General features: G+C 69.7%; 30 protein-coding genes and 1 tRNA gene. 6 read left to right on the top strand and 25 right to left on the bottom strand.

All coding sequences use genetic code 11. The features are described 5' to 3' along the window. Positions 1–2 precede the first annotated feature (2 nt). Entirely contained in the window at positions 3–392 is a 390-nt protein-coding gene (locus AVT10_RS09400; RefSeq protein ID WP_066690145.1) for a MerR family transcriptional regulator, read from the top strand. Between the two features lies 1 nt (position 393). On the opposite strand, the gene AVT10_RS09395 is transcribed toward AVT10_RS09400, so the two are convergent. Then, the gene (locus tag AVT10_RS09395) at positions 394–1,617 is read right to left on the bottom strand and encodes a threonine synthase (protein ID WP_066690143.1); all 1,224 of its coding nucleotides are present in this window, start codon (positions 1,615–1,617) and stop codon (positions 394–396) included. 43 nt (positions 1,618–1,660) lie between these two features. Beyond that, complete coding sequence (ygfZ, locus tag AVT10_RS09390) at positions 1,661–2,404, bottom strand: CAF17-like 4Fe-4S cluster assembly/insertion protein YgfZ (protein ID WP_066690142.1); 744 nt, start codon at positions 2,402–2,404, stop codon at positions 1,661–1,663. A 45-nt stretch (positions 2,405–2,449) separates the two neighbouring features. Here ygfZ and AVT10_RS09385 point away from each other — a divergent pair, with 45 nt between their 5' ends. Beyond that, the gene (locus AVT10_RS09385) at positions 2,450–3,781 is read left to right on the top strand and encodes a dihydroorotase (protein WP_066690140.1); all 1,332 of its coding nucleotides are present in this window, start codon (positions 2,450–2,452) and stop codon (positions 3,779–3,781) included. Positions 3,782–4,044: 263 nt separating this feature from the next. Here AVT10_RS09385 and AVT10_RS09380 read toward each other — a convergent pair whose 3' ends face one another. After that, the gene (locus tag AVT10_RS09380; protein WP_066690169.1) at positions 4,045–4,770 is read right to left on the bottom strand and encodes a DUF1134 domain-containing protein; all 726 of its coding nucleotides are present in this window, start codon (positions 4,768–4,770) and stop codon (positions 4,045–4,047) included. Positions 4,771–4,936: 166 nt separating this feature from the next. On the opposite strand from AVT10_RS09380, the gene AVT10_RS09375 reads away from it, so the two are divergent. Next, a tRNA-Ser gene (locus tag AVT10_RS09375) sits at positions 4,937–5,029 on the top strand. Between the two features lie 100 nt (positions 5,030–5,129). On the opposite strand, the gene AVT10_RS09370 is transcribed toward AVT10_RS09375, so the two are convergent. The 17 genes from AVT10_RS09370 to AVT10_RS09290 form a co-directional block, all read right to left on the bottom strand. Continuing rightward, complete coding sequence (locus AVT10_RS09370) at positions 5,130–7,037, bottom strand: BCCT family transporter (protein ID WP_066690138.1); 1,908 nt, start codon at positions 7,035–7,037, stop codon at positions 5,130–5,132. An 8-nt stretch (positions 7,038–7,045) separates the two neighbouring features. Beyond that, the gene (locus AVT10_RS09365; protein WP_232307947.1) at positions 7,046–7,360 is read right to left on the bottom strand and encodes a chloride channel protein; all 315 of its coding nucleotides are present in this window, start codon (positions 7,358–7,360) and stop codon (positions 7,046–7,048) included. A gap of 281 nt (positions 7,361–7,641) precedes the next feature. Then, on the bottom strand, positions 7,642–8,760 hold the full coding sequence (locus AVT10_RS09360; RefSeq protein ID WP_066690133.1) for an OmpA family protein: 1,119 nt from the start codon (positions 8,758–8,760) through the stop codon (positions 7,642–7,644). A gap of 108 nt (positions 8,761–8,868) precedes the next feature. Then, positions 8,869–9,369 (bottom strand): DUF2793 domain-containing protein, encoded by a 501-nt coding sequence (locus tag AVT10_RS09355; RefSeq protein WP_066690131.1) that lies wholly within the window; start codon positions 9,367–9,369, stop codon positions 8,869–8,871. Continuing rightward, on the bottom strand, positions 9,366–11,492 hold the full coding sequence (locus AVT10_RS09350; protein WP_066690129.1) for a GTA baseplate fiber-binding domain-containing protein: 2,127 nt from the start codon (positions 11,490–11,492) through the stop codon (positions 9,366–9,368). The genes AVT10_RS09355 and AVT10_RS09350 overlap by 4 nt, the downstream gene beginning before the upstream one ends. A 369-nt stretch (positions 11,493–11,861) precedes the next feature. Continuing rightward, positions 11,862–12,644 (bottom strand): DUF2163 domain-containing protein, encoded by a 783-nt coding sequence (locus AVT10_RS09345; RefSeq protein ID WP_066690128.1) that lies wholly within the window; start codon positions 12,642–12,644, stop codon positions 11,862–11,864. Continuing rightward, positions 12,641–14,929, bottom strand: coding sequence for a DUF2460 domain-containing protein (locus AVT10_RS09340; protein WP_066690126.1), 2,289 nt, complete (start codon positions 14,927–14,929; stop codon positions 12,641–12,643). The genes AVT10_RS09345 and AVT10_RS09340 overlap by 4 nt, the downstream gene beginning before the upstream one ends. A gap of 3 nt (positions 14,930–14,932) precedes the next feature. After that, entirely contained in the window at positions 14,933–15,478 is a 546-nt protein-coding gene (locus AVT10_RS09335; RefSeq protein ID WP_066690124.1) for a tail tape measure protein, read from the bottom strand. Then, on the bottom strand, positions 15,471–15,662 hold the full coding sequence (locus AVT10_RS09330; RefSeq protein ID WP_066690122.1) for a phage tail assembly chaperone: 192 nt from the start codon (positions 15,660–15,662) through the stop codon (positions 15,471–15,473). Before AVT10_RS09330 ends, AVT10_RS09335 begins: the two co-directional genes overlap by 8 nt. Beyond that, complete coding sequence (locus AVT10_RS09325; RefSeq protein WP_066690116.1) at positions 15,659–15,970, bottom strand: GTA-gp10 family protein; 312 nt, start codon at positions 15,968–15,970, stop codon at positions 15,659–15,661. The genes AVT10_RS09330 and AVT10_RS09325 overlap by 4 nt, the downstream gene beginning before the upstream one ends. Next, on the bottom strand, positions 15,967–16,374 hold the full coding sequence (locus AVT10_RS09320; protein ID WP_066690114.1) for a phage major tail protein, TP901-1 family: 408 nt from the start codon (positions 16,372–16,374) through the stop codon (positions 15,967–15,969). The genes AVT10_RS09325 and AVT10_RS09320 overlap by 4 nt, the downstream gene beginning before the upstream one ends. 658 nt (positions 16,375–17,032) lie before the next feature. Further along, entirely contained in the window at positions 17,033–17,413 is a 381-nt protein-coding gene (gene gp17 / locus AVT10_RS09315) for a tail completion protein gp17 (protein WP_066690112.1), read from the bottom strand. Next, complete coding sequence (locus AVT10_RS09310; RefSeq protein ID WP_066690106.1) at positions 17,410–17,613, bottom strand: hypothetical protein; 204 nt, start codon at positions 17,611–17,613, stop codon at positions 17,410–17,412. Before AVT10_RS09310 ends, gp17 begins: the two co-directional genes overlap by 4 nt. After that, positions 17,610–18,104: a hypothetical protein gene (locus AVT10_RS09305; RefSeq protein WP_066690105.1), complete on the bottom strand. Its 495-nt coding sequence runs from the start codon at positions 18,102–18,104 to the stop codon at positions 17,610–17,612. Before AVT10_RS09305 ends, AVT10_RS09310 begins: the two co-directional genes overlap by 4 nt. Before the next feature lie 236 nt (positions 18,105–18,340). After that, on the bottom strand, positions 18,341–19,369 hold the full coding sequence (locus AVT10_RS09300) for a phage major capsid protein (protein ID WP_066690104.1): 1,029 nt from the start codon (positions 19,367–19,369) through the stop codon (positions 18,341–18,343). Between the two features lie 80 nt (positions 19,370–19,449). Continuing rightward, a complete protein-coding gene (locus tag AVT10_RS09295; RefSeq protein WP_232307946.1) occupies positions 19,450–19,818 on the bottom strand; it encodes an HK97 family phage prohead protease in 369 nt (122 codons plus the stop codon). Further along, positions 19,815–20,141 (bottom strand): DUF6127 family protein, encoded by a 327-nt coding sequence (locus AVT10_RS09290; RefSeq protein ID WP_232307945.1) that lies wholly within the window; start codon positions 20,139–20,141, stop codon positions 19,815–19,817. The genes AVT10_RS09295 and AVT10_RS09290 overlap by 4 nt, the downstream gene beginning before the upstream one ends. Before the next feature lie 20 nt (positions 20,142–20,161). Here AVT10_RS09290 and AVT10_RS18165 point away from each other — a divergent pair, with 20 nt between their 5' ends. After that, positions 20,162–20,320, top strand: coding sequence for a hypothetical protein (locus AVT10_RS18165; RefSeq protein ID WP_157092725.1), 159 nt, complete (start codon positions 20,162–20,164; stop codon positions 20,318–20,320). 111 nt (positions 20,321–20,431) lie between these two features. Here the strand turns inward: AVT10_RS18165 and AVT10_RS09285 are convergent, their stop codons facing one another. The 3 genes from AVT10_RS09285 to AVT10_RS09275 form a co-directional block, all read right to left on the bottom strand. Beyond that, entirely contained in the window at positions 20,432–21,553 is a 1,122-nt protein-coding gene (locus tag AVT10_RS09285; protein WP_066690099.1) for a phage portal protein, read from the bottom strand. A 515-nt stretch (positions 21,554–22,068) separates the two neighbouring features. Next, entirely contained in the window at positions 22,069–23,376 is a 1,308-nt protein-coding gene (locus tag AVT10_RS09280; protein WP_066690096.1) for a DNA-packaging protein, read from the bottom strand. Further along, complete coding sequence (locus AVT10_RS09275; RefSeq protein WP_066690094.1) at positions 23,373–23,861, bottom strand: hypothetical protein; 489 nt, start codon at positions 23,859–23,861, stop codon at positions 23,373–23,375. Before AVT10_RS09275 ends, AVT10_RS09280 begins: the two co-directional genes overlap by 4 nt. Positions 23,862–24,119: 258 nt before the next feature. On the opposite strand from AVT10_RS09275, the gene AVT10_RS18525 reads away from it, so the two are divergent. Together AVT10_RS18525 and AVT10_RS09270 are read left to right on the top strand one after the other, a co-directional pair. Beyond that, positions 24,120–24,290 carry a hypothetical protein gene (locus AVT10_RS18525; RefSeq protein ID WP_164523936.1) on the top strand — a complete coding sequence of 57 codons (171 nt, stop codon included), beginning with the start codon at positions 24,120–24,122 and terminating at the stop codon, positions 24,288–24,290. Continuing rightward, entirely contained in the window at positions 24,287–24,598 is a 312-nt protein-coding gene (locus AVT10_RS09270) for a hypothetical protein (RefSeq protein ID WP_232307944.1), read from the top strand. The genes AVT10_RS18525 and AVT10_RS09270 overlap by 4 nt, the downstream gene beginning before the upstream one ends. Before the next feature lie 404 nt (positions 24,599–25,002). Here AVT10_RS09270 and dapF read toward each other — a convergent pair whose 3' ends face one another. Beyond that, complete coding sequence (gene dapF / locus AVT10_RS09265) at positions 25,003–25,953, bottom strand: diaminopimelate epimerase (RefSeq protein ID WP_066690092.1); 951 nt, start codon at positions 25,951–25,953, stop codon at positions 25,003–25,005. Then, positions 25,950–26,609 carry a glutathione S-transferase family protein gene (locus AVT10_RS09260; RefSeq protein ID WP_066690090.1) on the bottom strand — a complete coding sequence of 220 codons (660 nt, stop codon included), beginning with the start codon at positions 26,607–26,609 and terminating at the stop codon, positions 25,950–25,952. The genes dapF and AVT10_RS09260 overlap by 4 nt, the downstream gene beginning before the upstream one ends. Positions 26,610–26,652: the final 43 nt, after the last annotated feature.

The raw sequence follows: 26,652 nt of genomic DNA, 5'->3' as shown, positions 1-26,652 counted from the left end.
CGATGACACAAACCATTGCGCAGCTGGCAAAGGCAGGCGGCGTCGGCGTGGATACGGTGCGCTACTATCAGCGACGCGGGCTACTGGCCGTGCCCGAACGCCCGCACGGCAACGGCTTTCGCCACTACGGTGAGGACGATCTGCACCGGCTGCGGTTCATCCGGCAGGCGCAGGCGGCCGGGTTCACGCTCGAGGAGATCGGCGAGTTGCTGGCGCTCGACGCCACCGACGACCGTGCCCGCGCCCGCGACCTCGCCCGGCGGCGCATCGCCGAACTCGATGCGCAGATCGAGCGAATGCAGGCGGCACGGCAGGCGCTTGCGAAGCTGGCCGATCAATGCGGCGCCGGTAGCGACGGCCCCTGCCCGATCATCACCGCATTCGAACGCTGACCTAAAGCGCTTCGAAATCAATCACTTGGTGTCGATCGAGCGTCGCGCTCGCGGGCGGCAGCGGATATTTGAGGCCAGTGGCACAGTTGAACAGCACCACCTCCTCGTCCGCATCAACCTCCCCATCCCGCAGTGCTTGGCGGTAGGCGGCCAGCGTCGCCCCGCCTTCGGGACACAGCAGCAGGCCGTCGCGGCGCGCACAGTCGTCCACCGCCTTCAGGATCGCCGGGTCGCCGACCGCCAGCGCCTTGCCGCCGCTTTCGCGCACCGCGCGCAGGATCAGGAAGTCGCCGACCGCACGCGGCACGCGGATGCCGGCGGCGACGGTATGCGCGTCCTCCCAGCGTTCGGCATGCTCCTCCCCTGCCTCGAACGCGCGGACGATCGGCGCGCAGCCCGATGCCTGCACCGCATACATGCGCGGCCGCTTCGACCCGATCCAGCCGAGCGCCTCCAGTTCGTCGAACGCCTTCCACATGCCGATCAGCCCGGTACCGCCGCCGGTCGGGTAGAAGATCGCATCGGGCAGCCGCCAGCCGAGCTGCGCCGCCAGTTCGAGGCCCATCGTCTTCTTGCCCTCGATCCGGTACGGCTCCTTCAGCGTCGAGAAATCGAACCAGCGTCCTTCCGCCGCGCCCTTGGCGACGATCGCGCCGCAATCGTCGATCAGGCCGTTGACCCGCCACACCCGGCTGCCCTGTGCCGCGATCTCGCGGACATTCACCTCGGGTGTATCCTCGGGACAGAAGACGATCGTCTCGATTCCACAGCGGGCGGCATAGGCGGCCAGCGCCGCACCGGCATTGCCGTTGGTCGGCATGGCGATGCGGCGCACGCCCAGTTCCTTGGCCATCGCCACCGCCATTACCAGCCCGCGCGCCTTGAAACTGCCGGTCGGCAGGCGACCTTCGTCCTTCACGAGCACCCGCTCGCCGCCCGATTTCGGCACGGGGATCAACGGCGTCTCGATCTCGCCTAGGCTGACAATATTCTCGGCTCGGCGCACCGGCAGCAGTTCGCGCCAGCGCCACAGATCGGTATCGCGCGCCGACAGCGTGTCGCGCGACAGTGCCTCGCCGACCGCCGACAGGTCGTAGCGGACCAGCAGCGGCCGACCGACCTTCGACAGATTATGCAGCGTGTCGGCGGGATAATGCTCGCCCGTCATCGAACATTCGAGATGGGTGACGAAGGTCGGGCGATCGGCGGTCAGATAGTCGTCCATGACCAACCTTGTAGCGCCACCGACGCCCCGGTCCAGCGCCCGCTCAGATCGGCTCCGCCAGCGCCTCCACCAGCCAGTCCGGCCGCAACGCTGCGCCCAGATCGTCGATCCGACGATGCTCGACCGCCAGCCCCAGATCGGGATAGACGATGCGCGTGCGCGGCCCCGCGACGTCAGTGGGCACCACCACCAGCCGGCGGTTGACCGTCGAGCGATAGTTCATCCGCGCGGTATTCTCCTGGCCCACATAGCAGCCCTTGGTGAAGCTGACCCCGTGCAGTTCGCGCGCATTACATTCCATCCACAAGGTCTGCCCGTCGCCCAGTTCGGCGCGTCCCTCGGTCACGCCGTGCCGCAGCCGGTGTTCCAACCATCCGCTCGCCGCGTCGCCCGCCGGAGCCAGCCAGCGCCGCCCCAGCGCCGCCAGCCGGGGATCGGGAACACCCTCGCCGCCCTCCGCCGCCCAATGGACGCCGAGGTCGGTCCGCTCGATCGTCACCGCACGGCGCAGGCGATAGAGCGTCAGCCGCTTGGCCAGCGCATCGGCGACCTCGCCTTCGCAATCGATCAATATGTCGTCGCCATCGGCCCACAGGAGGAAGTCGAACAGCGCCTTGCCCTGCGCGCTCAGCAGCGCCGCCCATTGCGGCGTCTCCGGCGTCACCGCGCCCATATCCTGCGTCACCAGTCCTTGCAGAAACGGCCGCGCCTCCGCCCCGCCGATGTGCAGCACCGCCCGATCGGACAGCCAGGTACCGGGGCGGGTTTCGGGGGTGTTCATGGTCATGGCCAACAGGTAGGACGGCCTACCCCCCGGCTACAAGAGGCGGCAATGGCGACCTTCGATACCAAGCTCACCGGTGGCACCGTCCACCTTCCCTCCGGCCCGGCACAGGTCGATATCGGCATCGTCGACGGACGCATCGCCGGCATTGGCGTGACCGGCGATGCGGGCGAGACGATCGACTGTACCGGCCTCGACATCCTGCCCGGCGTCATCGACACGCAGGTCCATTTCCGCGAGCCCGGGCTGGAGCATAAGGAAGACCTCGCCACAGGATCGATCGCGGCGGTGATGGGCGGCGTGACCGCGGTGTTCGAAATGCCGAACACCAAGCCCGCGACCGATACCGAGGACGCGATCGCCGACAAGCTCGCGCGCGCCAAGGGCCGCATGTATTGCGACCATGCCTTTTACGTCGGCGCGACCGCGCGCAACGCCAACCATCTGGCCGAACTGGAGCGCCTGCCCGGCACGGCGGGGGTCAAGATCTTCATGGGGTCGTCGACCGGCGACCTGCTGGTGTCGGAGGATGCCGACCTGCTGCGCGTGCTCCGCTCCGGGCAGCGCCGCGTGGCGATCCATGCCGAGGACGAGATACGGATGATCGCGCGCGAGGGCGAACGGGTAAGCGGCGATCCGGCCTCGCACCCCGTCTGGCGCGACGACGAGAGCGCGATGCTGGCCACCCGCCGCATCCTGCGCCTCGCGCGCGAGGCGGGCCGCCGGGTCCATGTCCTGCACGTGACCACGCCGGCCGAACTGGAAGTGCTGGGCGCCAACAAGGACATCGCCTCGTGCGAGGTCACGCCGCAGCATCTGACGCTGGCGGGCGAGGACGCCTATCCGCGCCTCGGCACCTATGCGCAGATGAACCCGCCGATCCGCTCCGGCGCGCATCGCAACGGGCTGTGGTACTGGCTGAACCAGGGTGTGCCCGACGTGATCGGGTCCGACCACGCGCCGCACACGATCGAGGAAAAGGCCAAGACCTATCCCGCCACCCCCAGCGGCATGCCCGGCGTGCAGACGCTGCTCCCGTTGCTGCTGAACCACGTCGCCGAAGGGCGATTGACGCTTCAGCGGCTGATCGACCTGACCAGCGCCGGCGCGCAACGCATCTTCGGCCTAGCCGGCAAGGGGCGGATCGCGTTCGGCTATGACGCCGACTTCACCGTCGTCGATCTGAAGCGCCGCTGGACGATCGAGGAAAGCTGGCTCGCCTCGCGCGCGGGCTGGTCGCCGTTCACCGGCGATACGCTGACCGGACGCCCGGTGGGTACGATCGTGCGGGGCCGGACCGCGATGTGGGAAGCCGAGCTGGTCGGCAAGGCGCAGGGTGCGCCGGTGCGGTTCGAATCGACTTCGTTCCAGGGGGGGTGAAGGGGATCAGGACGATACACCACCATCGTTACCCCGGGCTTGACCCGGGGTCCCGCTTCTTCCTTCTATCGCGAACCGATCACGCCAGCGCCGCGGGCAAAGCCCGCGGCGTCGATCGGCTTGCAGCCGCCGGCCGGGCTGGGGCGTGTCCCGCAGGAGCGGGCCGCCCTGCGCCAGCGCCGCGGGCAAAGCCCGCGTCGTCGGTCGGCTTGCAGCCGCCGGCCGGGCTTGCGGGAGTCGGCAGGAGCCGGCCCCGCTTCGCCTTAAAACGGCAGCCACCTCTGCTTTTCACTGAACCGCATATAGCCGACATTGGCGCCCAGCCGCCAACCGACACCCAGGCGAACCGGGATCAGCACCACATCGCCCCGCCGCAGATAGCTCGCCGAAAAACCACCGACGAAATAGGCCCGCCCCTCGGCCGCCGGGAAGCGCTTGTACAGCTCCTGCGAGTCATACAGGTTGTAGACCAGAACGAAGACCTTGGTCGCATCGCCGCCCACGTCGAAACCGACCGACGGCCCAGTCCAATAGACCGGCCGTTGCCCCTCGACCTTGTGGTTCATCACCCCCGAGCCATAGCGCAGCCCGACGACGAACGCACCCGCCGCCTCGCGCCCAGCGATATAGGCATTGGGCTTGCCCTGGTCCTTCAGGATGTTTTCGATGATGCCCGCCAGCCCCTCGGCCCCGCGCCCGAACACGCCCTCGGCGGCACCGATCAGGTCCTCGCGTTCGAACGTGTCGTTGGCCGCCGATGTCGCGGTCGTGCTCGGCGACTGCTGCACCGGCGGCGGCGTTTGCTGCACCGGCGGGACCGGCTCGGACTGATAGGCCGGCGGCACGGTCGATCGCGGAGTGGGCGCCGGCGCCTGCTGCGGGGCCAGATCGCCATCGATCGCGTCATTGGGATCGACGGTCCGCACCTGCGCCTGGGCCGGCACCGCCAGCACCAGCAGCGGCGCCATCCATCCGATCAACCGTTTCATCACCTGTTCCCCGCAAACCTGCCCATCGCGCACACGATAGGCGCCAAGCAGCTGTCCCTGCAATGAACGCGCGGCCGGTCGGCGTCGAATTACGATCAACGTAGGGTGTTGATCCCCGCCCATTCCCCCGTTATAGGCCCCCTCTCCAAGCCGTACTGCGCGCTTGGGAGACGTGGGTGAGTGGCTGAAACCAGCGGTTTGCTAAACCGCCGTAGGGGGATTACTCCTACCGAGGGTTCGAATCCCTCCGTCTCCGCCATTATCTTTTGACATCATTGGATAATCTGGCGGTTTCGGGCGCGATGCCCACTTTGCCGCCCACTTTCGACAATTGATCGACCGATGCGCGCGCCCATAGTTCACGCGCCCAATCGCCATCGCTCCAGCTGAGTCAGCACATCGGCGGCGATCTGCTCGGCGGTGAAGCCGGTGAGGTCGCGATACCGCGCATTTCCGTTCGTCTCCGCCGCCAGGAACCACGCCTTGCTGCGCCGCTCCTCCGACGCCTCCAGCGCGGTATAGGCGGCGAGCGGCCGGGAGCGGGGCGTCAGCCGATAGGTGAAGGCGCGCTCGCTCTGCGCGCCGAGGATCAGCGTGCGCTGATCGTCCTGCACCTCGATAGTGGAATCGGCCCACCCCTCCTTCTGCAAGGCCTCGTGAACCGATCGCAGCGCGGCGTCGCCGTTCCCGGCCAGCTGCCGCACTATCTCGCCGCGCCGCGCCGGGACCAGCAGGCGCTTGAGCCGTTCGGCCATCGGCGCTTCGTCGGGCAGCGCCACGCCGGCGAGGTCGGCATTGGTCTGTCGCACCAACCCGACCGCCAGCAGCAGCATGATGAAGCAGAAGGGCAGCGCGGCAAGCAGCGTCGCGGCCTGCAACGCGCCCAGCCCGCCCATCACCAACAGCAACGCTGCCGTGACGCCCAGCAGGACGCACCAATAGATGCGCTGCCAGCGCGGCGTATCCTCCCGCCCGCCCGATGCCAGCGTATCGATCACCAGCGCACCCGAATCGGCCGAGGTGACGAAGAAGATGCCGACCAATGCGATGGCGAGGGTCGCGGTGACGCTGGCGCCGGGGAGATATTCGAGGAACTTGAACAGCGCCGTCGACAGATCGGCCTGCACCGCCTGGGCGATCCCGCCGGCGGCCGTCCCGAGATCGAGCGAGATCGCGGTGTTGCCGAACACCGTCATCCACAGGAAGGTGAAGGCGGTCGGCACGAACAGCACGCCGATCACGAATTCGCGGATCGTCCGCCCGCGCGAGATGCGCGCGATGAACATGCCGACGAACGGCGACCATGCGATCCACCACGCCCAGTAGAACAGCGTCCAGTCCGCCATCCACGCCCGCGGTTCATAGGCATAGAGCGTGAAGGTCCGCAGGACGAAATGGTCGAGATACAGCCCGAAATTCTGCACCAGCGCACGCAGCAGGAACAGCGTCGGACCCAGCGCCAGCACGAACAACATCAGCAGGACGGCCATCGCCAGATTAAGCTCGGACAATCGGCGTATCCCGCGATCCGCCCCGCTCAGCACCGACAGCGTCGCCGCCCCCATCACGATGACGATGACCGCGATCTTGGTAACGGTGCTGTCGGGCACGGCATATTCATAGGCCAGCCCGGCGGTCATCTGCGACACGCCGAACCCCAGCGAGGTCGAAACCCCGAACACCGTGCCGCACACCGCGAAAATATCGATCGCATCGCCCAGCGGACCGTTGATGCGCTTGCCCAGCAGCGGCGACAGGCCGGACCGCAATGTCAGCGGCAGATCCTTGCGATAGGTGAAATAGGCAAGGCTGAGGCCGACCAGCGCATAGATGGCCCAGGCATGGACCCCATAATGGTGGAAGGTGATCGCCATCGCCTCGCGCGCGGCGGTGATCGTACCGCTTTCCGCTTCGGGCGGCGAGATATAATGCTGGATCGGCTCGGCGACCGCAAAGTACATCAGCCCGATGCCCATGCCGGCTGCGAACAGCATCGCCAGCCACGATACATAGGGAAAGTCCGGTTCGGAATCGTCGGGACCGAGTTTCAGCCTGCCCGCCGGTCCGAAGCCCAGCGACAGCACCACCACCAGAAACACCGCGACCGACGCGATGTAGAACCAGCCAAAGGTATCGATCGCCCAGGCCTGCGCCGCCTTGAACGCCTGATCGGCGCTGCCGGGCATGGCCAGCGTCGTGATCAGCAGGGCGGCAATGATGGCGGACGCGCCCCAGAAGACGCGCGGATTGATATGACTGGCAGACATACCCCCGCCTAACCCATATCAGCCGCGCTGACGACCTTCGTCGGATCGGGGGAAGGGGTTGCGATCAGCCGGGTTTCGCCACCGGCGGCATGGCAAAGGCCTGCACCAGCCCGCGATACAGCGTCTCGCGACACCCGGCGGCTGGCGAAACGCCCAAGGAAGGCGGCCGCGAACATCGACAGCATCAGGCCGCGGCTCGCCGTCGTCTCGGACAGGATGAGGACCGCGGTCAGCGGCGCACGGACCACACCGACGATATAGGCGCCCATACGCAAGATCACGACGGCGCTTGCGCTGAATGCGCACTCCGATGGGATCGGCACTCCCAACCCGATCGACGAACAGGCGGTGATGCTGCCCGAGATCCGTTCGGTCGTTGACCATCTGGTGGGGGCGACGGACCGGGGCCTACACGATCCTTACGTTGGCGATCGGAATGCACGGCACGGAGCCGCTATCTCCCGAGCCGGGCGCACTCCCGCCAACACCCGGCCCGACAACAGCAACCACCTCGCTGCATCGACAACCCGGACACCCGGACAAACGAAAAGGGAGGCCGGTTGCCCGACCTCCCTTCCGAAATTCGACTTCCGAAGAAGTGGAATTACATGCCCGCGCCCGGACCGTAGGTGATTTCCACGCGACGGTTCTGCAGTTCGCGCACACCGTCGGCGGTTTCGACGCGCGGACGGCCTTCACCGAACGCTTCGGTCGAGATCACGCCACCCGAGATGCCACGGCCTTCCATGTACGCACGGACCGAGTCAGCACGACGCTGCGACAGACCGACGTTGTACGAAGCCGAACCCGAGCGGTCGGCGTGGCCGGCCAGCATGACCTGCGCGTTGCCGCACGACTGGTAGTTCGAGATGGCGTTGTCGAGGATGCCAGCCGCTTCCGGCGTGATGTCCGACTTATCCCATTCGAAGAACACGATGTACGGTCCCGGCGTGCAGACGACCGGCGGCGGCGGCGGCGTTTCGACCGGCGGCGGCGGCGGCGGCGGCGTTTCGACCGGCGGCGGCGGCGGCGGCGGCGGGGTCGGCGCGCCGAAGTTGAAGGTCAGGCCACCCAGCAGGCTGTGCGACCGGAAACGACCGTCATAGCCGACGCCACGGACGTTCACGAGGCGGACGTCATCGGCGTTGAAGAAGCGATACTTCAGCGACACGTCGACATTTTCGCTCAGCGGCGCGCGGATGCCCGCCAGAGCCTGCCATGCGAACACGGTGTCCGAATCGTCGAGCGCAGCGAAGTTGTTCACGACGCGATAGTCGTGCGCCTTCACGCGAGCGACACCGGCACCACCGCCGACGAAGCCGCTGATCGCGTCGTCGTCACCGAAGTCGAGCAGGGCATTCGCCATGAACGACAGCGCCGAGGTACGGCCACCGCCGCTGTAGGTGCCTGCACCGACCGCCGTGGTCGGGCCGGTCGCGATCGAACCGGTCGTGCGCAGTTCGTCGACGGTTGCGCTCTTGTACGCAACTTCGGCTTCAACGCGCAGCGCGCCGAAGTCGTAACCGACGGTGCCACCGACGTCGTAGCCATAGTTGCTGTCGACGGTGGTGACGCCACCGGCCGGCGTGGTCAGATCATAGTCGATGTCTTCGACGATCATCGCGCCGCCTTCCACACCCACATACCACGCGTTGTCGCGGGCGAGGGCGGGAGTTGCGAGCGCAGTGGTCGCGAGCGCCAAAGTGACGGCAAGCTTCCGCATTCTAGTCCCCTTTCACAGTTGTCCTACGGACAGCGCAAACCAAGTACCGAAGCGATAGTTTCCACGCAAGCGCACAAATTCTGCGCTGTTGCAGGAAAGACACGCTTTTCAGCCCGCGATCAGCCCGTGCGCACGCAGCGCCGCCAGGATCGCCGTTACCGCCGTCCGTGCCTCTTCGTCGCGGGCCGTACCGCCCTGCGGGGCCGCGATCGCCGGTTGCTGCGCTCCCACGACCGGGTTTCCGGCGATCACGATCCGGCGGGCGGACACTTCGCCGAGCCGCCACGCACCCCCGCGGAACTCCACGGTCGTTTCGCCACCGGTCCACCAGAATCGCATACCCTCGCGCGGCGACACGAAGCGCCAGCCGCCTTCGGTCATGCCGGCGATCCGTCCCGCCTGCCCGGCCCACTCGCCGCTCGGCGCAGCGCCCGTGATCCAGCATTGGCCGGGCGCCGCGGCCACCGGCGGCGCGTCCTGCGCCACCCCGGCGACGCATCCGTGCAACAGCAGGTCGACCAGCATAAGCGCCTCGTTATGCGCCATTTCCTTGTGCGCCTGCGCAACGTGAAGCAGCGGCAGGCCAAGACGATGGGTCAGCTCGTTCATCGCGACATCTCCGGGGAATAGGACAGGGTGGCCGGCGGCGACAGGCCGTTCGTGCCGATCTGGCGCAGCTCGATCGTCACCCGGCCGACGATGTCGACCGGACGCCATTGCGTCTCCGTCAGTTCGATCGACCGGGCGGTTCCGGCGGCATCGGTCACGGTCAACAGATACGCCTCGCGCTCCTCGACCAGCGGCTGGTCGACCCCGTCGCGCCACGGGGCGAACTGTCGCGCCCGGCGGCTCCAGCGCAGAAGCGGGCCGTCGCGACTGGCCATGATCGACAGGTGAACCGGGGCCGGCGGCACCAGCCATCGCCCGGTCGGAACCATCGTCGCGTTCGCCACGTCGCCGTCCACAATGCCGGCCGCCATCATTGCGATCGGAACGCCGGTCATCGCGCCATCGACCGGACGCAGCGTGGCAGGATCGAGCAGCACGAAGCCTTCGCCCGGGCGATGGGTCGCCATCGCCGATGCGGTGCCCCGCACGCCCCGCCACAGGCGCAACAGCCGCCAGCGGCAGGGACCGGTCCGTACCGCCGACCCGAATTGCACGATCTCCTCACCGACCAGCGCGGCATTGCCGCCACGATCCATCGCCGCCGCATCGATACTCTCCAGCGTCATCGCATCGTGCAGCAACGTGACCTCGATCGCCGAGGCCCGATCCTCGACCAGCGATGTCGCCGCCGCCGGTGGCACCGTCACCGACCCGATCACCCCGCCGGCGGCAGTACTGCCGATCTCGCGCCAGCCGGTCGCATCGCCGCCGATCGACAGCATCGCCTGCCGCCAGCCCGCCGTTGTGCCGGCGGCGACGGCATGGACTACCGGGACAGCCCCCGCATCTTCGCCGGGCAGTTCGACCAGCCGGATCACGGTCCGTCCCGCCGGCACGTCCGCCGCCAGCTGCGGCACCCCGGTCGCCGGCCGCGCGGCATGGCCGGCACCCGCGATCCGCACCAGTTCCAGCGTGATCCGCATCGCCTCGATCCGCGTCCGCCGCACCCGCCACAGGCCCGGTACGTCCGACAGCGTCACCCGCTCGCCCGGCGCCACATCGATCGACCGCCAGTCGAGCGCGACCGTCCGGACATCGCCCAGTGCCGTCTCCCGCGCCGCCACATCGCCGGCGATCCGCGCCGCCGTCGCCGCATCCAGCGCGGCGGGCAGTTCGATCCGGACCACCCGTGCCGTGCCGCCAAGGCGCAAAATCTGCTGCACCCCCGCCTGATAATCGCGTGCGATATCGTGATAGGCGATGACGATATCGGCCGGCGCAATCGGCGGACGACGCCACGTCGGCGCATCGGTCGGCAGCGGCGCATCGCGCAATGCCCGCGCCGGCCCCGCCCCGATCCGCAGCGCCGTGCCGTCGTCCGCGGCGGCATACCACCCGCCCAGCGGCTCGACGATCGCCTCGATCGCGTCACGCACCTGCGCGCCACTGGCCGCATAGCCGGCGAACAGCGGACCCGCATCCTCGGCACGGATCGCGCCCCCGCCCAGCGCCTCGACGATCGTCCCGACCGCCACCGGCCCGGCATCCGCCTCCACCTCGAAGGTCAGCGACGGGATGCGGTTGCCGAAATCGGCGAGCGCCAGATCCTCGAACACCGCATAGGCGATGCCGCGATAGGCCGGCGCGTCGGCGATCCCGACCCGGCTCGCGATCAGCGGATCGGGCATCTGCGCCTCGTCGCCCGGATACCAGCGAAAGCCGCCGGTGCGCGTCTTCCAGTCGCCTGCCGCCCCGCGCAGCAACTTCCCCTCGGCCCAGATGCGGCGAATGCCCCGGATCGGCCGCCCCGACAGCGCGACCGCGAACGAAGCGCTATAGCTAAACTGCATCGTCCGCCCCGCGCCCTTGCCGCTGGTCGACGCCGCCTCGCGCAGGTCGGTCGCCCAGATCACCGTCCCCGCCACCCGCATCGTGCCGAACAGCTTGGGGATCTGCGCGCCATTGCTCGACAGCTGCACCTGCAATTCGCGCAGCCTCGGCCCCTGCCGCGCCTGTCCGCCGAAGATCGCGCCGTCCACCGCCCCGCCCGCCACACGCCCCAGCGCCGCCCCGACCGGCCCCGCCACTGCGCCGCCCAGCGTCGTCAGCACCATCGTCGCCATGTTCGTCCTCCCGTTTGCGCCAGATGCTCAGGACCGGCCACGGCGGCGGCCCCGGCCGTTCGACCACCGCCCGCGCCACCGCATCGGCGTGGATCACGCCGTCGCCACTCGCGATCGCCAGATGCAGCTGCCCCGGCCCGCTTTCGATCAGCAGCACATCGCCCGCCACCGCCTGCTCGACCTGCCGGAACCCCTGCCCCAGCCCGGCCACCACCCGCGCCACATCGCTACAGCGCGGCGGACAATCGTCCGGCACCGCGACGCAGTGCGCCCAGCCGACCAGCCCGACACAGTCGAATCCGTCGTCCGGCGTCCGCCCCTGCCGGCGGAACCGACACCCGATGACGCTGCGTGCCCGCCCGACCGCGCTCATGCGCCGGGATAGCGGGTCAGCAGGTCGATGCCGGGCAGATGCGGCTCGCCCCGAAAATTCGCGACATTGCCGAACCGGTCGCGACAGGTCGCCAGCGTCCCGTCGCACCCCTCGCTCAGCTCGACGAATGCCCCCGTCCCCTCGAAGCCCGGCACCGCCTCCAGCGTCACGCTCTCCGCATCCGCCGCGACGACGAACGCCGACAGCCCGCCATTCGCCCCGCCGATCCACCGCAGCCGCCCGCGCGCAAACCCCGCCCCCGCCGCCAGCACCAGCCGCTCGCCCTCCTGCGCGACGACCCGCACGACCTTCCGCCGCCCGCGCATCGCCACCCGGCACCTGCGGTCGCCCAGCGTCGCGCGGCATCCGGGCGAGGTCGCCTCGACCACCGGCGCCTCCAGCCGCACCTCGCCGCCCAGCACTTCGGCAGCAAAGCTCCCCCGCCCCGCCTCGACCGCGCCGATCCGGCCGCTCGCGACCGGCACCGCCGCCCCCGGCCGTTCCCAGTCGATCGCGAACACCGCCACCCGCGCCCCGTCATAGCGCCCGGCCAGCAGGTCGCTTTCCCGGATCGCGGCATGGCTCAGCGCCCCCTCGACGCTCATCGCCGGCGCGTCGAGCGTATCGTCGCGCACGATCGCCGACGGAGTCATCCCCGGCGCCGCGCGATAGGTCAGCCCGTCCACCACCAGGTCGCGGTCATGCGCGGTCAGCCCGAACGTCACCCCGTCGCGCCGCTCGATCCGCCAGCACAGCGTCAGCGTCGTGACCGCGCTCATGCCTCGCGCACCTCGATCAGCGGCACGCTGGCCGCGACACCTGCGCCATGGGTCGCCCGCGCCACCTGCAACCGGTCTTCGGCAAAGCGCACCGGCACGTCGAACACGAACCCCGCCGTCACCGCCACGCCCTTGCCCGGCGCGACGTCGAGCAGCACGACACCGCCCGCGCCGACCGAAAAGCCCTGCGTCTCGACCCCGCCCACGCCGACCCGCACGCTGCCCGCCACCGGCCGGGTGATCCGCCGCACCATCTGCCCGTACCGCTTCACCAGCGCGAACCGCGTCGTCGCGCCATCGCCGATCCCGATCACCACATCGCCAAATCCCGGCACCGCGGCCGTCGAATGATCGAACGGGTCCTGCAACCGGAACGCCCGCGCCGGCCCCAGCCTGGCGCGAAAGAAATCGAGCAGCAGCGCCACATCCGCCTGCGACCGCACGCCGGGTCCGACATCATAGCGGGTGCGCGGTTCCGCCCAGTCGACATTGCGCGCCTCGTGCCCGCCCGCCGCCACCGCGATCGCGGTCGACGTCTCCGGCATCACCTCGGCCTCCGCGCCCAGCGCCAGCGGAAAGCGCACGTCATCGAACGCCTCCATCGCCCCCTCCTCCTGAAAATAGATGAACCCGTCGCGCAGCACCTGCGGCAGCGCCCAGACGAACGTCTCCGCCACGCCCCTCGCCATCGCCACCTCCGCAGCCTCGGCAATCGAGCGCCACTGCGCCCGGTCCTCGCGCTTCAGCACGAAGCCCGAGAAATAATGCTGTTCGTGCGCCGGATAACCGAGCCTTACCCCCGCCGCCGCGACGCCCCGCGCCGTCGCCCCGACATTGCCGGTCGCCGCCCAGTCATAATCCTCCAGCTGCAACACATCGAACGCCGGCCTTGCCCAGCCGACCGGCAGGTTCGCCCGGCTGACCTCGGGGCTGTCGGCATTCAGGATCGTCGGCAGATAGGCGAGCAGCAACGCCTCCTCCGCCCCCGCGCTCCGCGCCGCCGCGACCAAGGCCGCCGTCGAGCTGGCCAGCAACGCCCCCGCCCGGTCGAGCAACCCCCGCTGCGCCGCGCTCAAACGCCCGCGCACATCGTCGATCACCGGCACGTCACCGCCCAGCGCGACCCGCGCGGCATCGTCGTACAGGCAGATGCGATGATCGGTGGTCACCCACCACCATGGCTCGCCGACCTGGAACCGCCCGCGCCCGCCCGCCGCCCGCGCGATCCCGACGAACGCCCGCGCCACCGCCTGCAGATACCCCATCGCGCCCGAATGCGCCGGCGACAGCAAGGTCGAGGGCGGCACCCATCCGGTCAGCGCAGGCGACCCGTCACTCGCCCGCTGTTTCCAGTCGCCCCAGCAATGCGCGTCGAACAATTCGTAGCTGAGCGACCAGATCGGATCGAACCCCAGCGCCCCCGCCCGCTCGGCAAAGTCGCGATGCCACGCGGCGCACGGCCCATTCAGCACGCCCCCGGCCAGCGACACGAACAGCCCGTCACCCGACCGTTCGAGCCGGAAATAATGGCTCATGCCCACATAGTGGACGAGGGCACCACGATACCCCAGCCGCAGCGCATTGTGCAGCAGCCGTTCGGGCGTCAGGTGATAGCTGTCGTCATAGCCGCTCGCGATCCGCAGGTCATGTTCGGGCAGCACCACATCGCCGACGCCCAGCACCGATCCCGGCCCCTCGCACCGGATCGCCGACATCTCCGCCCAGCCCTCCGCCGGCGCCGCCAGCAAGGCGCCACCCTCGGCATAGTCCGGCGGCACCAGCGACACGAACATCCGGTCGACATCGCCCGCCCAGACCGGCACGCCGTCCTCGGGCAGCCTGTACCCGCCGACGACGCTCGCAAAGTCGATCACGACCTCGGCATCCTCGGGCGTGCCGGTCGCGTAATTCCACAACCGCACATACCAGGCCCGCGCTACACCGCCCGCATCGCGCCCCTCGATGGTCAGCACCGGGCCATGCCGCGCATCCAGCGGCCGGATGCCGCCGGACCGCCAGCGGAACCGCAAGGTACAATCGCGATAATCGCGCACCGTGTCATAGCGCAGCAGCGGGTGGTCGTGGACATCCTCCGATGCCCAGATCAGCCCCGCCAGATCGTCCTGCCGGTAAAAGACGCAGTCGACCCGCAGCGCATCCGCGCCCGTCGTCACCACCGACGCCATCATCGGACGCGGAAAATCGACCGTCCAATAGGCAGGGTCGAACCGCGACAGCACCCCCGCCTCCTGCACCGTGCGCCGCTCCGCCAGCCAATATCCCATGGTTCACGCCTCCATCAGCGCGGCGCGCACCGCCCGCGCGACCTGCCGGCTCGACTGTTGCAGCGCGCGGGGCGCGTCGCCGCCGGCGGCGTTGACCGTGATCGCCACCCGCACCTCGCGCGCACCGCCGCCCTGTGCCGCGACCACCTGTCCGCTGCTGGTCGGCACGAACAATTCCGGCCCGCGCTCACCGACCCAATAGGGCCGCTGTGGACTGACCGGACCGCCGGTCGCCCGCCCCGGCGCCCCGCCGATCAACTGCCCCAGCAAAGCGATCAGCCCGCCACCGCCCCCCGGCGTCACCGCCCCGACCACCGCCGCCGCCGCAATCTCGCCCAGCACCTTCAGCGCCGTATCGCGCAGATCGTCGAACCCCAGCTTGCCGCTGCGGATCGCGCGCGCCAGCGTCGTCTCGACCGCCCGCCCCGCCCGGTCGATCCCGCCCGCAAACGGCCCGTCGAGGCTCGCCTGCATCGTCGCCACATCCTGCGCGAACCCGGCGGTATCGGCGCGCACGCGCACGACCAGCCGTTCGATTTCCTCATCCATCGGGAAAACGCTCCTTCAATCGGTCGATCGTGATCCGGTCGCAGGGGTCGGGCGCATCGCCCTGCACCGCCTGCACCAGCGCCGCCAGCTCGGCGGGCGTCGCGGACCAGAAGGCGTCGGGCCCCCAGCCGAACGCCACACCGGCCAGCCCCGCCATCCGCCCCGCCCCCTCGGCGAAGCTCACCGCCCGCCCAAGATCTGCGCGATCAGGATTTTCAGCGCCGGGGTCGCCGCCGCCATCCCGCCCGCCGTCACCCCCTCGGCAAACGCCTCGCGCCCCATCGGCGCCGGATCGCGCAGGCAGTGCCACAGCAGCGCGACCAGCTCGGCCAGCGTCAGCCGCCCCGCCGCCGCCCGCTCGACCAGCGCGAACAGCGACCCGACCTCCGCCTCCGCCGCGACCAGCGCCGCGAAACTCGGTCGCAGCACCAACGTTTCGCCATGCACGCGGACACTCGCCTCACCCCGCACCGGATTGGCCGGCGCACTCATGCCGACACCACCGGGCCGGAGGATTCCAGCGCCAGCGTGTAGTTGCGCTCGCCATTATAATCGCCGGCATAATCCAGCCGCGTGACCAGGAACCGCCCGGTCATCGTCTCGCCGCTCTCGAAGCTCAGCCGATAGTCGTCGATCGTGCCCGACATCGCATTGCCGCGCAGCCGCACCTCCGCCGCCGATCCGGTGAACACTCCCGCACCGCTGACGCTGACAGAGCGAACCCCCGCCCCCGACAGCAATTCGCGCCACCCGCCCGAATCCTTGCTGGTGATCGCCACCGCCTCGCCATTGACGCTCAGCTGCGTGGTCCGAAGACCCGCGACCGTCGCATAGGCCACCGGCACCGCCCCGTTCCCGATCTTCAACAGGAACGCACTACCCTTCTCCGCCGCCATCGATGTTCTCCTGAAAAATATCCGTCACCGCGCACCGAACGTCACCCCAGCGAAGGCTGGGGTCTCCCGCCGCATCTCATGACGCCCACCGCACACACCCCTCCCGCACCCCGGCGAAGGCCGGGGCTCAGTCGGGAAGCGCTGCTGCAAGATCGAAATCGCCACCAAACTGGACCCCGGCCTCCGCCGGGGTACGTCCGGGGATGGAACGGGGCGCCCCGACCAACCCCGTATCCCTGCGCAGGCGGGGACCCAGACCCGGTTGCGATCGGCGGCCTAGTCATGACGACCGTATCCCCGCGCAGGCGGGGATCCAGAGCCCCGAACGCCACCGCCCGCAAAGCAACCCTGGACCCCCGCCTGCGCGGGGGTACGGAGATGGCGTTCCTCTTCGCCGGTCGCGCCGACCCTCGCCCCCGCCTACGCCGGGGTACGTCGTGTCCAGGCAAAGCGCGCCCCACCCGCCCCCTTCGTCATTCCCGCGAAGGCGGGAATCCATTTGCTCAGCGGTTGCGCATCTTTCTTCGGCGTCGGCGGCAATGGATTCCCGCCTGCGCGGGAATGACCATTGGGCCGCCCCCTGACCCCTCCAACATTCCCTCTCCCACCGGGAGAGGGAGGGAGCGGCGCAGCCGCGGAAGGGTGAGGGCGCCCCCCTTCACCCCGCCAGCATCCGCACCCGAAACTCCAGCGCCCCGACCCAGCCGTCGCCCTCGCGCAGCACCCGGCTGCGCACGAACGACAGGCTCACCACCCGCCACCCCGCCAACCCGGCGGGTGCAGACAACACCGCCACCTCCGCCGCCGCCGCCAGGTCGCGCAACCGCACCGGCACCTCGCCGCCGTCGAACAGCTGCACGACCACCCGCCCCTCGCGCCCGGCGGCATCCTTGGTGCCCCAGTCGGTCAGCACCGGCGTATCGACGACGACATAGGGCCGGCTGCTACGCACCGGCGGCGCATCGAACACGCTCGCCATGGTCAGCACCGCCCGCAGCCGCGCGACCAGCATCGCCTGCAACAACGTCCCCGCGATCATCGCCCCCACCCCGCCACAGCCTGCAGCCGGGGATCGCTGACCGTCCGCCGCACAAGGCTCCGCCCCGACAGCACCACGCCATCGCCGACGACCTCCGCCGCGACCCCCGGCACCTCCTCCGCCGCCGCAGCCACCCGCTCACGCACCACCACCGCCCGCCGCTCGCCCAGCGCTTCCGCCCGCTCCAGCGCCCCGATCATCGCCGCACTCCCGCCAGCTGCATCCGCCGCCACGGCCGCCACAGCGCCCCCACCGCCGCCGGAGGTGCCGCCGCCGCCGTGCGCGCATCGAACAGATGCGCGACCAGCAGCACGATCCCCTGCGCGACCGGCGGCGGCACCGCGCTCCATTCCGCCGCCAGCCCCGCGACGAAGCGCACCGGCCCCGCCGCCGCCATCCGCACCCATCCGATGCCCGCCGCATCGATATCGATCGCCGTCACCGGCATGGCGGCAGTGATAGAGGTCACCGGCGCGACCGGCAGCGGTCGCCACTCGTTCGACGCCGCCATCATCGCCTCGTGCGGCCGGGCGATGATGGCGCTGCCGGTATAGGCTTCGGCCAGCGCCAGCGCGCTTTCCGCCAGCCGGTCGATTACCATATCCTCCGCGGTCCCGGTGATCCGCAGATGGTCGCGCGCCGCCACGCGCACCCCCGCCACCACCGCCGCCGGAAAGGGCGCTGCGCTCATGTGTTTCTCCTTGGGTTTGCCGCCTCACGGCGGATGCGGCACCGGCCCACTCCCCCACCCGGCCAGCCACAGCGTATTCTTGATGGGTGGCCGGGTGGGGGAGTGTCGGGTCGATCATGCCCCGGCATGATCTGAACAATGCGGGGCATTGTTCACCCGGCACTGGCCGGTGCCGCCGCAATCCAGCTGCGCTGGATTGCCAACAAAACGGGCGGGGTTTCCCCCGCCCCGCCAGATTACGCCGCGATCTTCAGCAGCTTGATCGCCTCTGAATTCATCACCGCCCCGCCGACGCGCTTGGTGGCGTAGAAATGGACGAACGGCTTGTTCGAATAGGGATCGCGCAGGATCTGCGTCTCGGCCCGCTCGGCGATCAGGTAGCCCGCCTTGAAATTGCCGAACGCGATCGGCAAGTTGCCCGCCGCAATGTCGGGCATGTCCTCCGCCTCGACCACCGGATAGCCCAGCAGCGTGTTCGCCTGCCCCTCGGCAAGACCCGGCGTCCACAGCAGCGCGCCGTCCGCCGTCTTGAACTTGCGGATGCGCGCCGCGGTCTGCGCGTTCATCACCCAGCACGCGCCCTGCCGGTACGCGCCGCGCAAGGCATGGACCAGGTCGATCAGCCGGTTCTCCGGATCGCTCCCGAAATCCGCCGCGGCACCGCTGGGCAGATGCTGCAGCGTCCCGAAGGCACGCACCGCATCGCCGGTCGTGGCGGTCGGATAGGTCAGGAACCCGCGCGGTCGCCCGGCCCCGCTGCCGTTGACGAACGCCTGCCCCTCGGCCCGGGCGAACTCGCCGGCGATCTCGCCCGCCAGCCACACCTCGACGTCGAACGCGGCATCGTCCAGCATCGCCTGGCTCGCCGCCGGATTGGCGTACAGCTCGCCCATCGGCGGGGCGATCTCGTTGAAGGTCGGCGTCGCCGTCTCCGGCCGCGCCCCGCCCTCGCTCGCCCAGCCCGAGGGCGTCGCCCCGCTCGTCACCAGCTTGCGATACCCCGCCGACCCGACGGTCACCACCTGCGCGATGGCGCGGATCGGGCTGGCGCTCTTCAGTGTCGCGCCGATCATCGCATCGATCTCGCGCGGCACCGCATAGCCGCCCGCCGCATCCGACGTCCCCGCCACCGCCTTCGTCTCGACGGTCATCCCGCTCCTCACGAACGCGCCGAAGCCGCCGCCCTGCACCTCGGCACTCAGCATCGGCCGGCTGCCGCCCGCCGCCACACCCGAAAAGCTCCCCGCCAGCGTCTCGATCGTCATACTCGTCGTCCCCATGAAAAAAGGGGCGCCGCGACCCGCGACACCCCCGTTGTGGAAAAGTTTGTGAAGCGCGCGACCCGTCACCCGTCCTCGACCGCATGGATGCGCGCCAGCACCTGCATCGGCTGCGCGACCACGCTCACCTCGATCAGCTCGGCGGCGGCGATCGTCCGCCACGCCCCCTGCCGCACCGACCGTGCCCGATAGCCGAACGACAGCCCGTCGACCGCCCCGGCCCGCACCAGCCGCGCCGCCTCTCCGCCATCGATACGAGCGATCACCCGCAGCCCGCGCGCATCCTCGCCCAGCCACTCGACGGTCCCGATCGGATCGCCCCGGTGCTGCCACAGCAAAGGCACCGCCCCCGCCGCCACCAGCGCCCCCGGCAACACCACATCCCCGCCCCGATCCGCCCGCCCGAAGATCGCGGCGTACCCGGCGAACCTCACCGCGCCCACTCAGGCCACCCGGTCTTGACCGCGATCCCGACCAGCAGCAGCGCGAACGCCATCCGCATCACCCACGCCACCGCCGCCCGCAGCGCCGAGCGCTTGGCATCGCGCCACGCCTTCAACAGCTCGCGCAGCTCCTGCACGTCGCCCGCCGCCGCCGCATCCGACAGCCCGATCCTGGCCATCGCCCGCGTCGCGCCCAGCTCGCCCGCCTCCTCCGCAATCGCGCGCAGCGTCTGCAGGTCGGCGCCATCGTCCGCCGCCTGCCCCATCAACTGCGCCAGCAGCCCCGTATCGCCCATGTCTTGTCTCCCGCTCATGCCCGCGCTAGCCCACGCCCGTGAGACCGCGCCTCCGCATCATCGCCGCCGCCTTCGCCGCGGCGCTCCTCGCCTTCCTGTTCGCGCTGCCGTTCCTCAAAGGGAAACGCTGCCTCGACGCCGGCGGCCGGTTCGACCGCACGACGTTGGTTTGCACGCTGCCCGAGCCGCCGCGCTGATCCCCCTCGCCGCGCACGTCACCCCAGCGCAGGCTGGGGTCTCTCGCGGCAAGCAGACCGAACCCCACCAGGAGATCCCAGCCTTCGCCGGGATGACGCCGGTGGCGAGAATCACATCCCCACCAACGCCCGCTTCTCGTCATCGCTGAGGAAATCCGCCCCCGCGACCCGCGTCCACAACTGGTCGCGCTCGTCGGAGAGCGCCGGAATCGCCTCGACCTCGATTTCCAGCGCCCCCGTCCCCAGCCAGCCATCGATCCCCTGCCCGATCGCGCCCAGCACCCGGTTGCCCAGCGGCACGATCGTCTGCCGCCACAGCGCCCGGTTCGCCTCGCGATAGTTCGCAAAGGTATTGTCCCCCGGCAGCCCCAGCAGCATCGGCGGCACCCCGAACGCCAGCGCGATCTCGCGCGCCGCCTGCGCCTTCAACCCTACGAAATCCATGTCCGCCGGGGTCAGGCTCATCGCCTGCCATTTGAGGCCGCCGTCGAGCAGCATCGGCCGCCCGGCATTGGCCGCGCCGGCAAAGGCATTGTCCATCTGCGCGCGCAGCCGTTCGAACTGCTCGCCCGACAGCACCCCGCCATCGCCCGGATCATGGACCAACGCGCCCGAAGGCCGCGCGGCATTGTCGAGCAGCGCCTTGTTCCACCGCGCCGCCTGGTTGTGGATCGCCACCGCCCCCGCCGCCACGCCCAGGCACCCAAGCCCATAATGATCGTCCAGCGGATGAAAGCCGCGCAGATGGACCAGCCCCGGCCGACCGCCCTCACCCTCGCCCAAGATCCGCAGCACCCGCTCGCCCACCCGGTAGCGATAGGCGACCGGCCACCCGGTCGCATCCGCCTCGACCGTCACCCGCTCGGGGCGCAGCGCATAGAGCTCGCCGATCCCGCCCGCGCCATCGTCGATGATCTGGACATAGGCATTGCCATGCAGCAGCAGCTGCGCCGCCACGCTCTCCAGCAAATCCTGCCCCGCCGACCGCGCCGCGACCAAAGCCACGGCCCGCGCGTCGCCCTTCACCGGCAGCGACGCCAGCCCTTCGGCGACGATCCGCACCGCGCGCTGTGCGATCGGATTGCCCAGATACGCCTCGCGCAGCTGCGCCTCATAGCCCTGCGCCCAATCCCCCGCCGCCGGCCCGCTGCCGTCGCGCCACAAGGTCGCGCCACCGCGCGCCAACACCGGACGCACGCCATCGCGCCCGGACCTGCGTCCGAACCATTTCATGTTCGTTCTCCTGTTGCCGGGCCGCGCCCGGTCGGTTTCGATGACGCGGCGACGTTGCCGCGAGCAATGGACGTACCCCCGCGAAGGCGGGGGCCCCGACGCAGGGCTCGCCACAAACCGCGAGTCGATGGCCGTACCCCCGCGAAGGCGGGGGTCCAGAGCCGCAAACGCCACCGCCCATAACCCTGGATCCCCGCCTTCGCGGGGATACGGCGAGAAACGAAGCGAACCACGCCCACCCGTCACCCCGGACTTGATCCGGGGTCCCGCTTCTTCTCCTTCGGTCGAGCCGGCGCGCTTGCGGCGCCCCCTTCTCGACTACGGTTCTCGACAGGCTCGAACCTGCGCTCGAAGCAAACGGGGGAAGAATTCAGAAGGAAAGGGGGCAGACGGGAACGCCAAAGTGCAAGTACCCACCCTCCCCCACCCACCCCGTTCAGTTCGAGCAGCTTCGAGCCTGTCGAGAAGCGCCCGTCGAGAACCCCGTCCCCACGACCCCAACGCCACCCCAAAACTCACAAAACCCGAACCACAGCCTCCCCCTTCCCCCCCAGCATCAGCTCGAACATCGCCCACACCAGCGCATCCGCCCGATCCGGCGACCGCCCCGGCCCCTCATACCCGCCGCCGGCCACCAGCCCGCACAGCTCGTCCTCCAACGCCGGAAACGCCCCCACATGAAACGCCCGCCTGCCTTCATATAGCGCCACCACCGGCTCGGCCCGCGCGGCCTTGCCCCGCGACGCATGGACCAGCCGCACCGGCAATCCGGCATCCGCCGCGCGCAGCACGCTGGCGACCATCGCCCCGCCCTGGTTCGATTCCGCCACCACCCGGTCTGCGCCATGCCGCGCCGCGCACGCCGCGACCGCCGATGCCCAGCCCTCGGGCGACAGGCCCGACACGCTCGCATCCTCCAGTACATAGGCGTATCCGTCCGCACCCTTGCCGACCGCGACGATCCCGCACGCATCGCCGCCGATCCCGGCCGGCGGATCGACGCCGATCACCACCCGCACCAAAGTCGGCACCGCGTCCACCCGCCGCTCCTCGATCATCGCGCGCGACCACAGCGCGTCCGCGACATCCTCGATCAGCTCGCCCTCCAGCTCCTGCCGCCCCAGCCGCGTGCCGGCATAGGCCCCCTCGATCTGCGCGAAGTAACTCTCCGCCAGATGCCGGTTGTCGCGCGACCGCCCGCCGGTGATCCGCACCCCCGGCATCCCCCGTATCCGCCTGAGCAGCGGGATCACGCGCGGCGTGGTCGTGACCAGCGTCTGCGGCCGCTCCCCGGCCCGCATCCCCATCATCAGATTGTCCCAGGTCGCATCGGCGTTGCGCCATTTCGCCAGCTCGTCGCACCACGCGATATGATGCTCCGGCCCGCGCAGCCCGTCGGGGCTTTCGGCGGCAAAGACATGCGCCTCCGCCCCCGATCCGAACTCCACGACGCCGCGCGAGGGACGATAGGTGACCGACCCGTAATGCCGCCCGATCGCCAGCACCCCCGCCGGCCCGCGCACCATGACGCTCTCGACATCGCGCCGGGTCGCCCCGACCAGTGCGATGCGCAAATCGCCCTGCTCCGCCGCCCGCGCGCACACCCATTCGGCCCCGGCGCGGGTCTTGCCGAACCCCCGCCCCGCCTGGATCAGCCACACCGTCCAGTCATTGTCCGCGATCGTCTGTCCGTCATGCGCCCACAGCCTGAAGCGCGTCGCCAGTTCGCTGCGCCGATGCGGCGTGACCTTCATCAGAAAGCGTTCGAGCTGTGCGTCGCTCAATTCGGTCATGGCCGCGACCAGCGGGTCGATGCCGCTCATACCCGGCGCTCCTGCTTGCCGCGCATCGCCTTGATCCGCGCGATCAGCATCGCGTCCGTCTCGGCCTGGGTCGCACGGGAACGCTGTTCGCGATGCCCGCTGCCGCCCTTCACGATCGAACGATGCCGGTCGAGCAGCTTGATCGCCTGTTCGATGCTGATCGCGCCGCAGACCACCGTGTCGGGATCGCCCACCGCCACCCCCTCCAGCGCGGCGATCGCTTTCGACACCAGCATCTCTTCCAGCCGGTCATATCCGGCCAGCAATGCCATGCGCCACTGCGCGGCAAATGCCGGATCGCGCCGCCGCAACGCATAGACGCTCGATTGAGACAGGCCGACGGCCTCCGTCGCGGCGCGCACATTGCAGGTCGCCGCGACATGATCGAGGAACCGCTCCCGCCGGCTCGGCGTCCATCCCTTGTCCGTGCGCTGCTGTTGTACCGGACGATTGGTCCCCGTCGTCAGAACCTGTTCCCTCGCCATGTCCCCACCCCCCAGACGCGGTTCGGGGCCGACGACGTTTCCGCCCGGCCCCGATCCCTACAATTCCCGATGTTCCTGTTTTGTGCCATATCAGCGTGACGATGTCAACAGGAATGTTCCCATTTGGTTCGTTTTCGCCGGGGCATGGCGGATCGTCGTCCGCACCCCCACATAAGACATATCGTTGGCAGATGGTCCGTAGGCGCCAGCGACCGGGAGACGCACGCGCTTCCGCTTACGCCGTCGGGAGCGTCGAATATGGACCTCAACGATCTTCTCCACCGTCATCAGGTGTCCCTGATGCGTGCCGCCCATGCCCATTCGGTTGAGGCGGCGCATGCCCATGGCGGCATGGCCCGCGGCTATGAACGCCGGATCGCGGCGTTGCGCGACCTGCTCGGCGCCTCGGGCCGGATGGTGGCGGCATGACCGCCGTGCTCGATCCCACGCCGGTCGCCGAAACTCCGGCCGCCCCCCCGGCCGAACCGACGACGCCGCGCCCCGGCGCGATGAAGTTCCGCCGCAAATACACGACCGTCCGCCTGACCCCGGATCAGGCCACCCGCCAGGGCCAGGTCGCCACCAGCGCCTTCCGCCACTTCGGCGAACGCGACGCGGCGATGGCGTTCCTCAACGCCCATGACGAAACCCTGGGCGGCCGCCCGCTCGACCTCGCCATCGCAAGCGCCGAAGGGCTGGCCTCGGTCGAAGCGGCGATGGCGGGGCGGAAGGCCTGACCTTCCCCTTTCGCGCGAAACCGTTGATGCGGAGTAGGGCCCGAGGGAAACGGCCTGATCTTCCCTTCACGCGAAACCGTTCATGCTGAGTAGGGACTAAGCGAAGTCGAAGGCCCGTATCGAAGCACGGGCAGCCCCCTATCCCCACCCACCCCGTTTTATCCCCACCCACACCGTTCGGTTCGAGCAGCTTCGAGCCTGTCGAGAAGCGCCCGTCGAGAACCCGGAGTTCAGGCCACCCCCTTCTCGACTACGGTTCTCGACAAGCTCGAACCTCCGCTCGAAGCCAACGGGGGGGGGGCAGGTGGCGCGGCTGGTGCGCGGCACTTACCCCACCCGTCACCCCGGACCTGATCCGGGGTCCCGCTTCTTCTTCTGCACGAAACAACCGCGAAGGTGCCGGATCACAACCCCGCCAGCATCCCTTCCCAGGCCGCAACCTCCTCCTCCCGCCGCGCCACGATCCGCAGCGCCCCCACGCCGCCGGTCGCCGGATCGACCTCGATCTCCCCGTCCCACTCGAACGTCGCATTGCCCGCGATCGTCACCACGCCGTCCGCATCGGCCTTGGCCCGCACCATGCCGCCGCGATTGAAGACCCGCGTCTCCACGCCCCAGCCGATCCGGCCCGTCCGCGCCGCCGCATGGGTCGACGCCGCCATCGCGCTGCCGCAGCTGTTGGTCAGCCCCACCCCGCGCTCATAGGTGCGCACGAACAGCGCGGGCGCATGCTCGGTCTCGCGCACCTCGACGAAGCTGACATTGGCCCGCGTCGGAATCAGCGCCGGCGCCGCCTCGCACCAGTCGCCCAGTGCGACCAGCTCCGCCTCGTCCACCGCCTCGACGAACGCCACCAGATGCGGATTGGGCATCGCCACCGCGGTAAAGCGCCGCGCGCTCGGCAGGCCGGGGATCACCGCATCGACGAACGGCGCGTCGCCGACCGTCAGTCCGACATCGCCGGGGTTGAGCGATACCGGCCCGACCCTCGTCTCGATCGTGGTCACCCCGCTCGCGATCGGCGCCACCGCGCGCGCCTGTGCGACGCTGGTCTTCAACCGCACCTGGCCTTCGCCGGCCCCCGTCACCTCGAACCCCAGCCGCGCGGTACAGCGCAGCCCGTTCAGGCACGTCTCCGCCTCCGACCCATCGGGATTGAACATCCGCATCCCAAAGATACTGCCCTGGTCCGAACCGGTTAGCAGCAACAGCCCGTCACCCCCGACATCCCCCGCCCGGTCCGCCAGCGCCCGCGCCACCCGCGCCCACTCGCCATCGGACAGCGCCATCTCCCGCGCATCGATCAACGGAAAATCATTCCCCGACCCATGGCACTTCACAAACGCGAACTTCATGCCGAAACCTTTTCACGCGCGCGTTGAATAAACGCCCGCTCCCCCGCCAGCCGCGTGGCAAAGGCGGGCCGTGCCAGCATCGCGTCCAGATAGCGCGCCAGATCCGGATAGGCCGCCGCATCGACCGGCGCGCACGCATGCAGCGCGCTGCCGAACGCGCTGGCGATCGCGATATCGGCCAGCGTCAGCGTATCGCCGACCAGGAACGCCCGGCCCCCGATCGCGCCGTTCACATAGGCGAGGATCGCCGGCCACTGGTCGCGCTCCGCCGCATCCGCCACCGCCGCATCGCCCGCGCCGCCGCGAAACAACGGTCCGACCACCCGGTTGAACAGCATCGCCCGCCCGACCCCAAACACAATCGTATCCGCCAGTTCATCGAACCAGATCACCCGCCCCCTGGCCTGCGGATCGGCGGGGATCAGCGCCGGTTCGGCATGCTTCGCCTCCAGATAGGTGACGATCGCGGTCGAATCGGCCAGCGTGTAGTCGCCATCGACCAGCGCCGGAATCTGACCGAACGGGCTGATCGCGCGGAACGCCGGGGAGGTGTCCCCCGGCGCGGTCGGGACCAGCTCGACCGCCAGCCCCTTTTCCTCGGCAAAGACGACCGCCTTGCGCACGAAGGGCGAGATGGTCGATCCGTATATCTTCATGGGTGCATCTCCATTGGTCCCGAAGGGGGCGACACCGGCCCCC

The organism is Sphingomonas hankookensis, assembly GCF_001619955.1.
GTDB lineage: Bacteria > Pseudomonadota > Alphaproteobacteria > Sphingomonadales > Sphingomonadaceae > Sphingomonas > Sphingomonas hankookensis_A.
The sequence above is the reverse complement of the archived record's forward strand: the minus strand, read 5'-3'. Positions and strand labels throughout refer to the sequence as shown.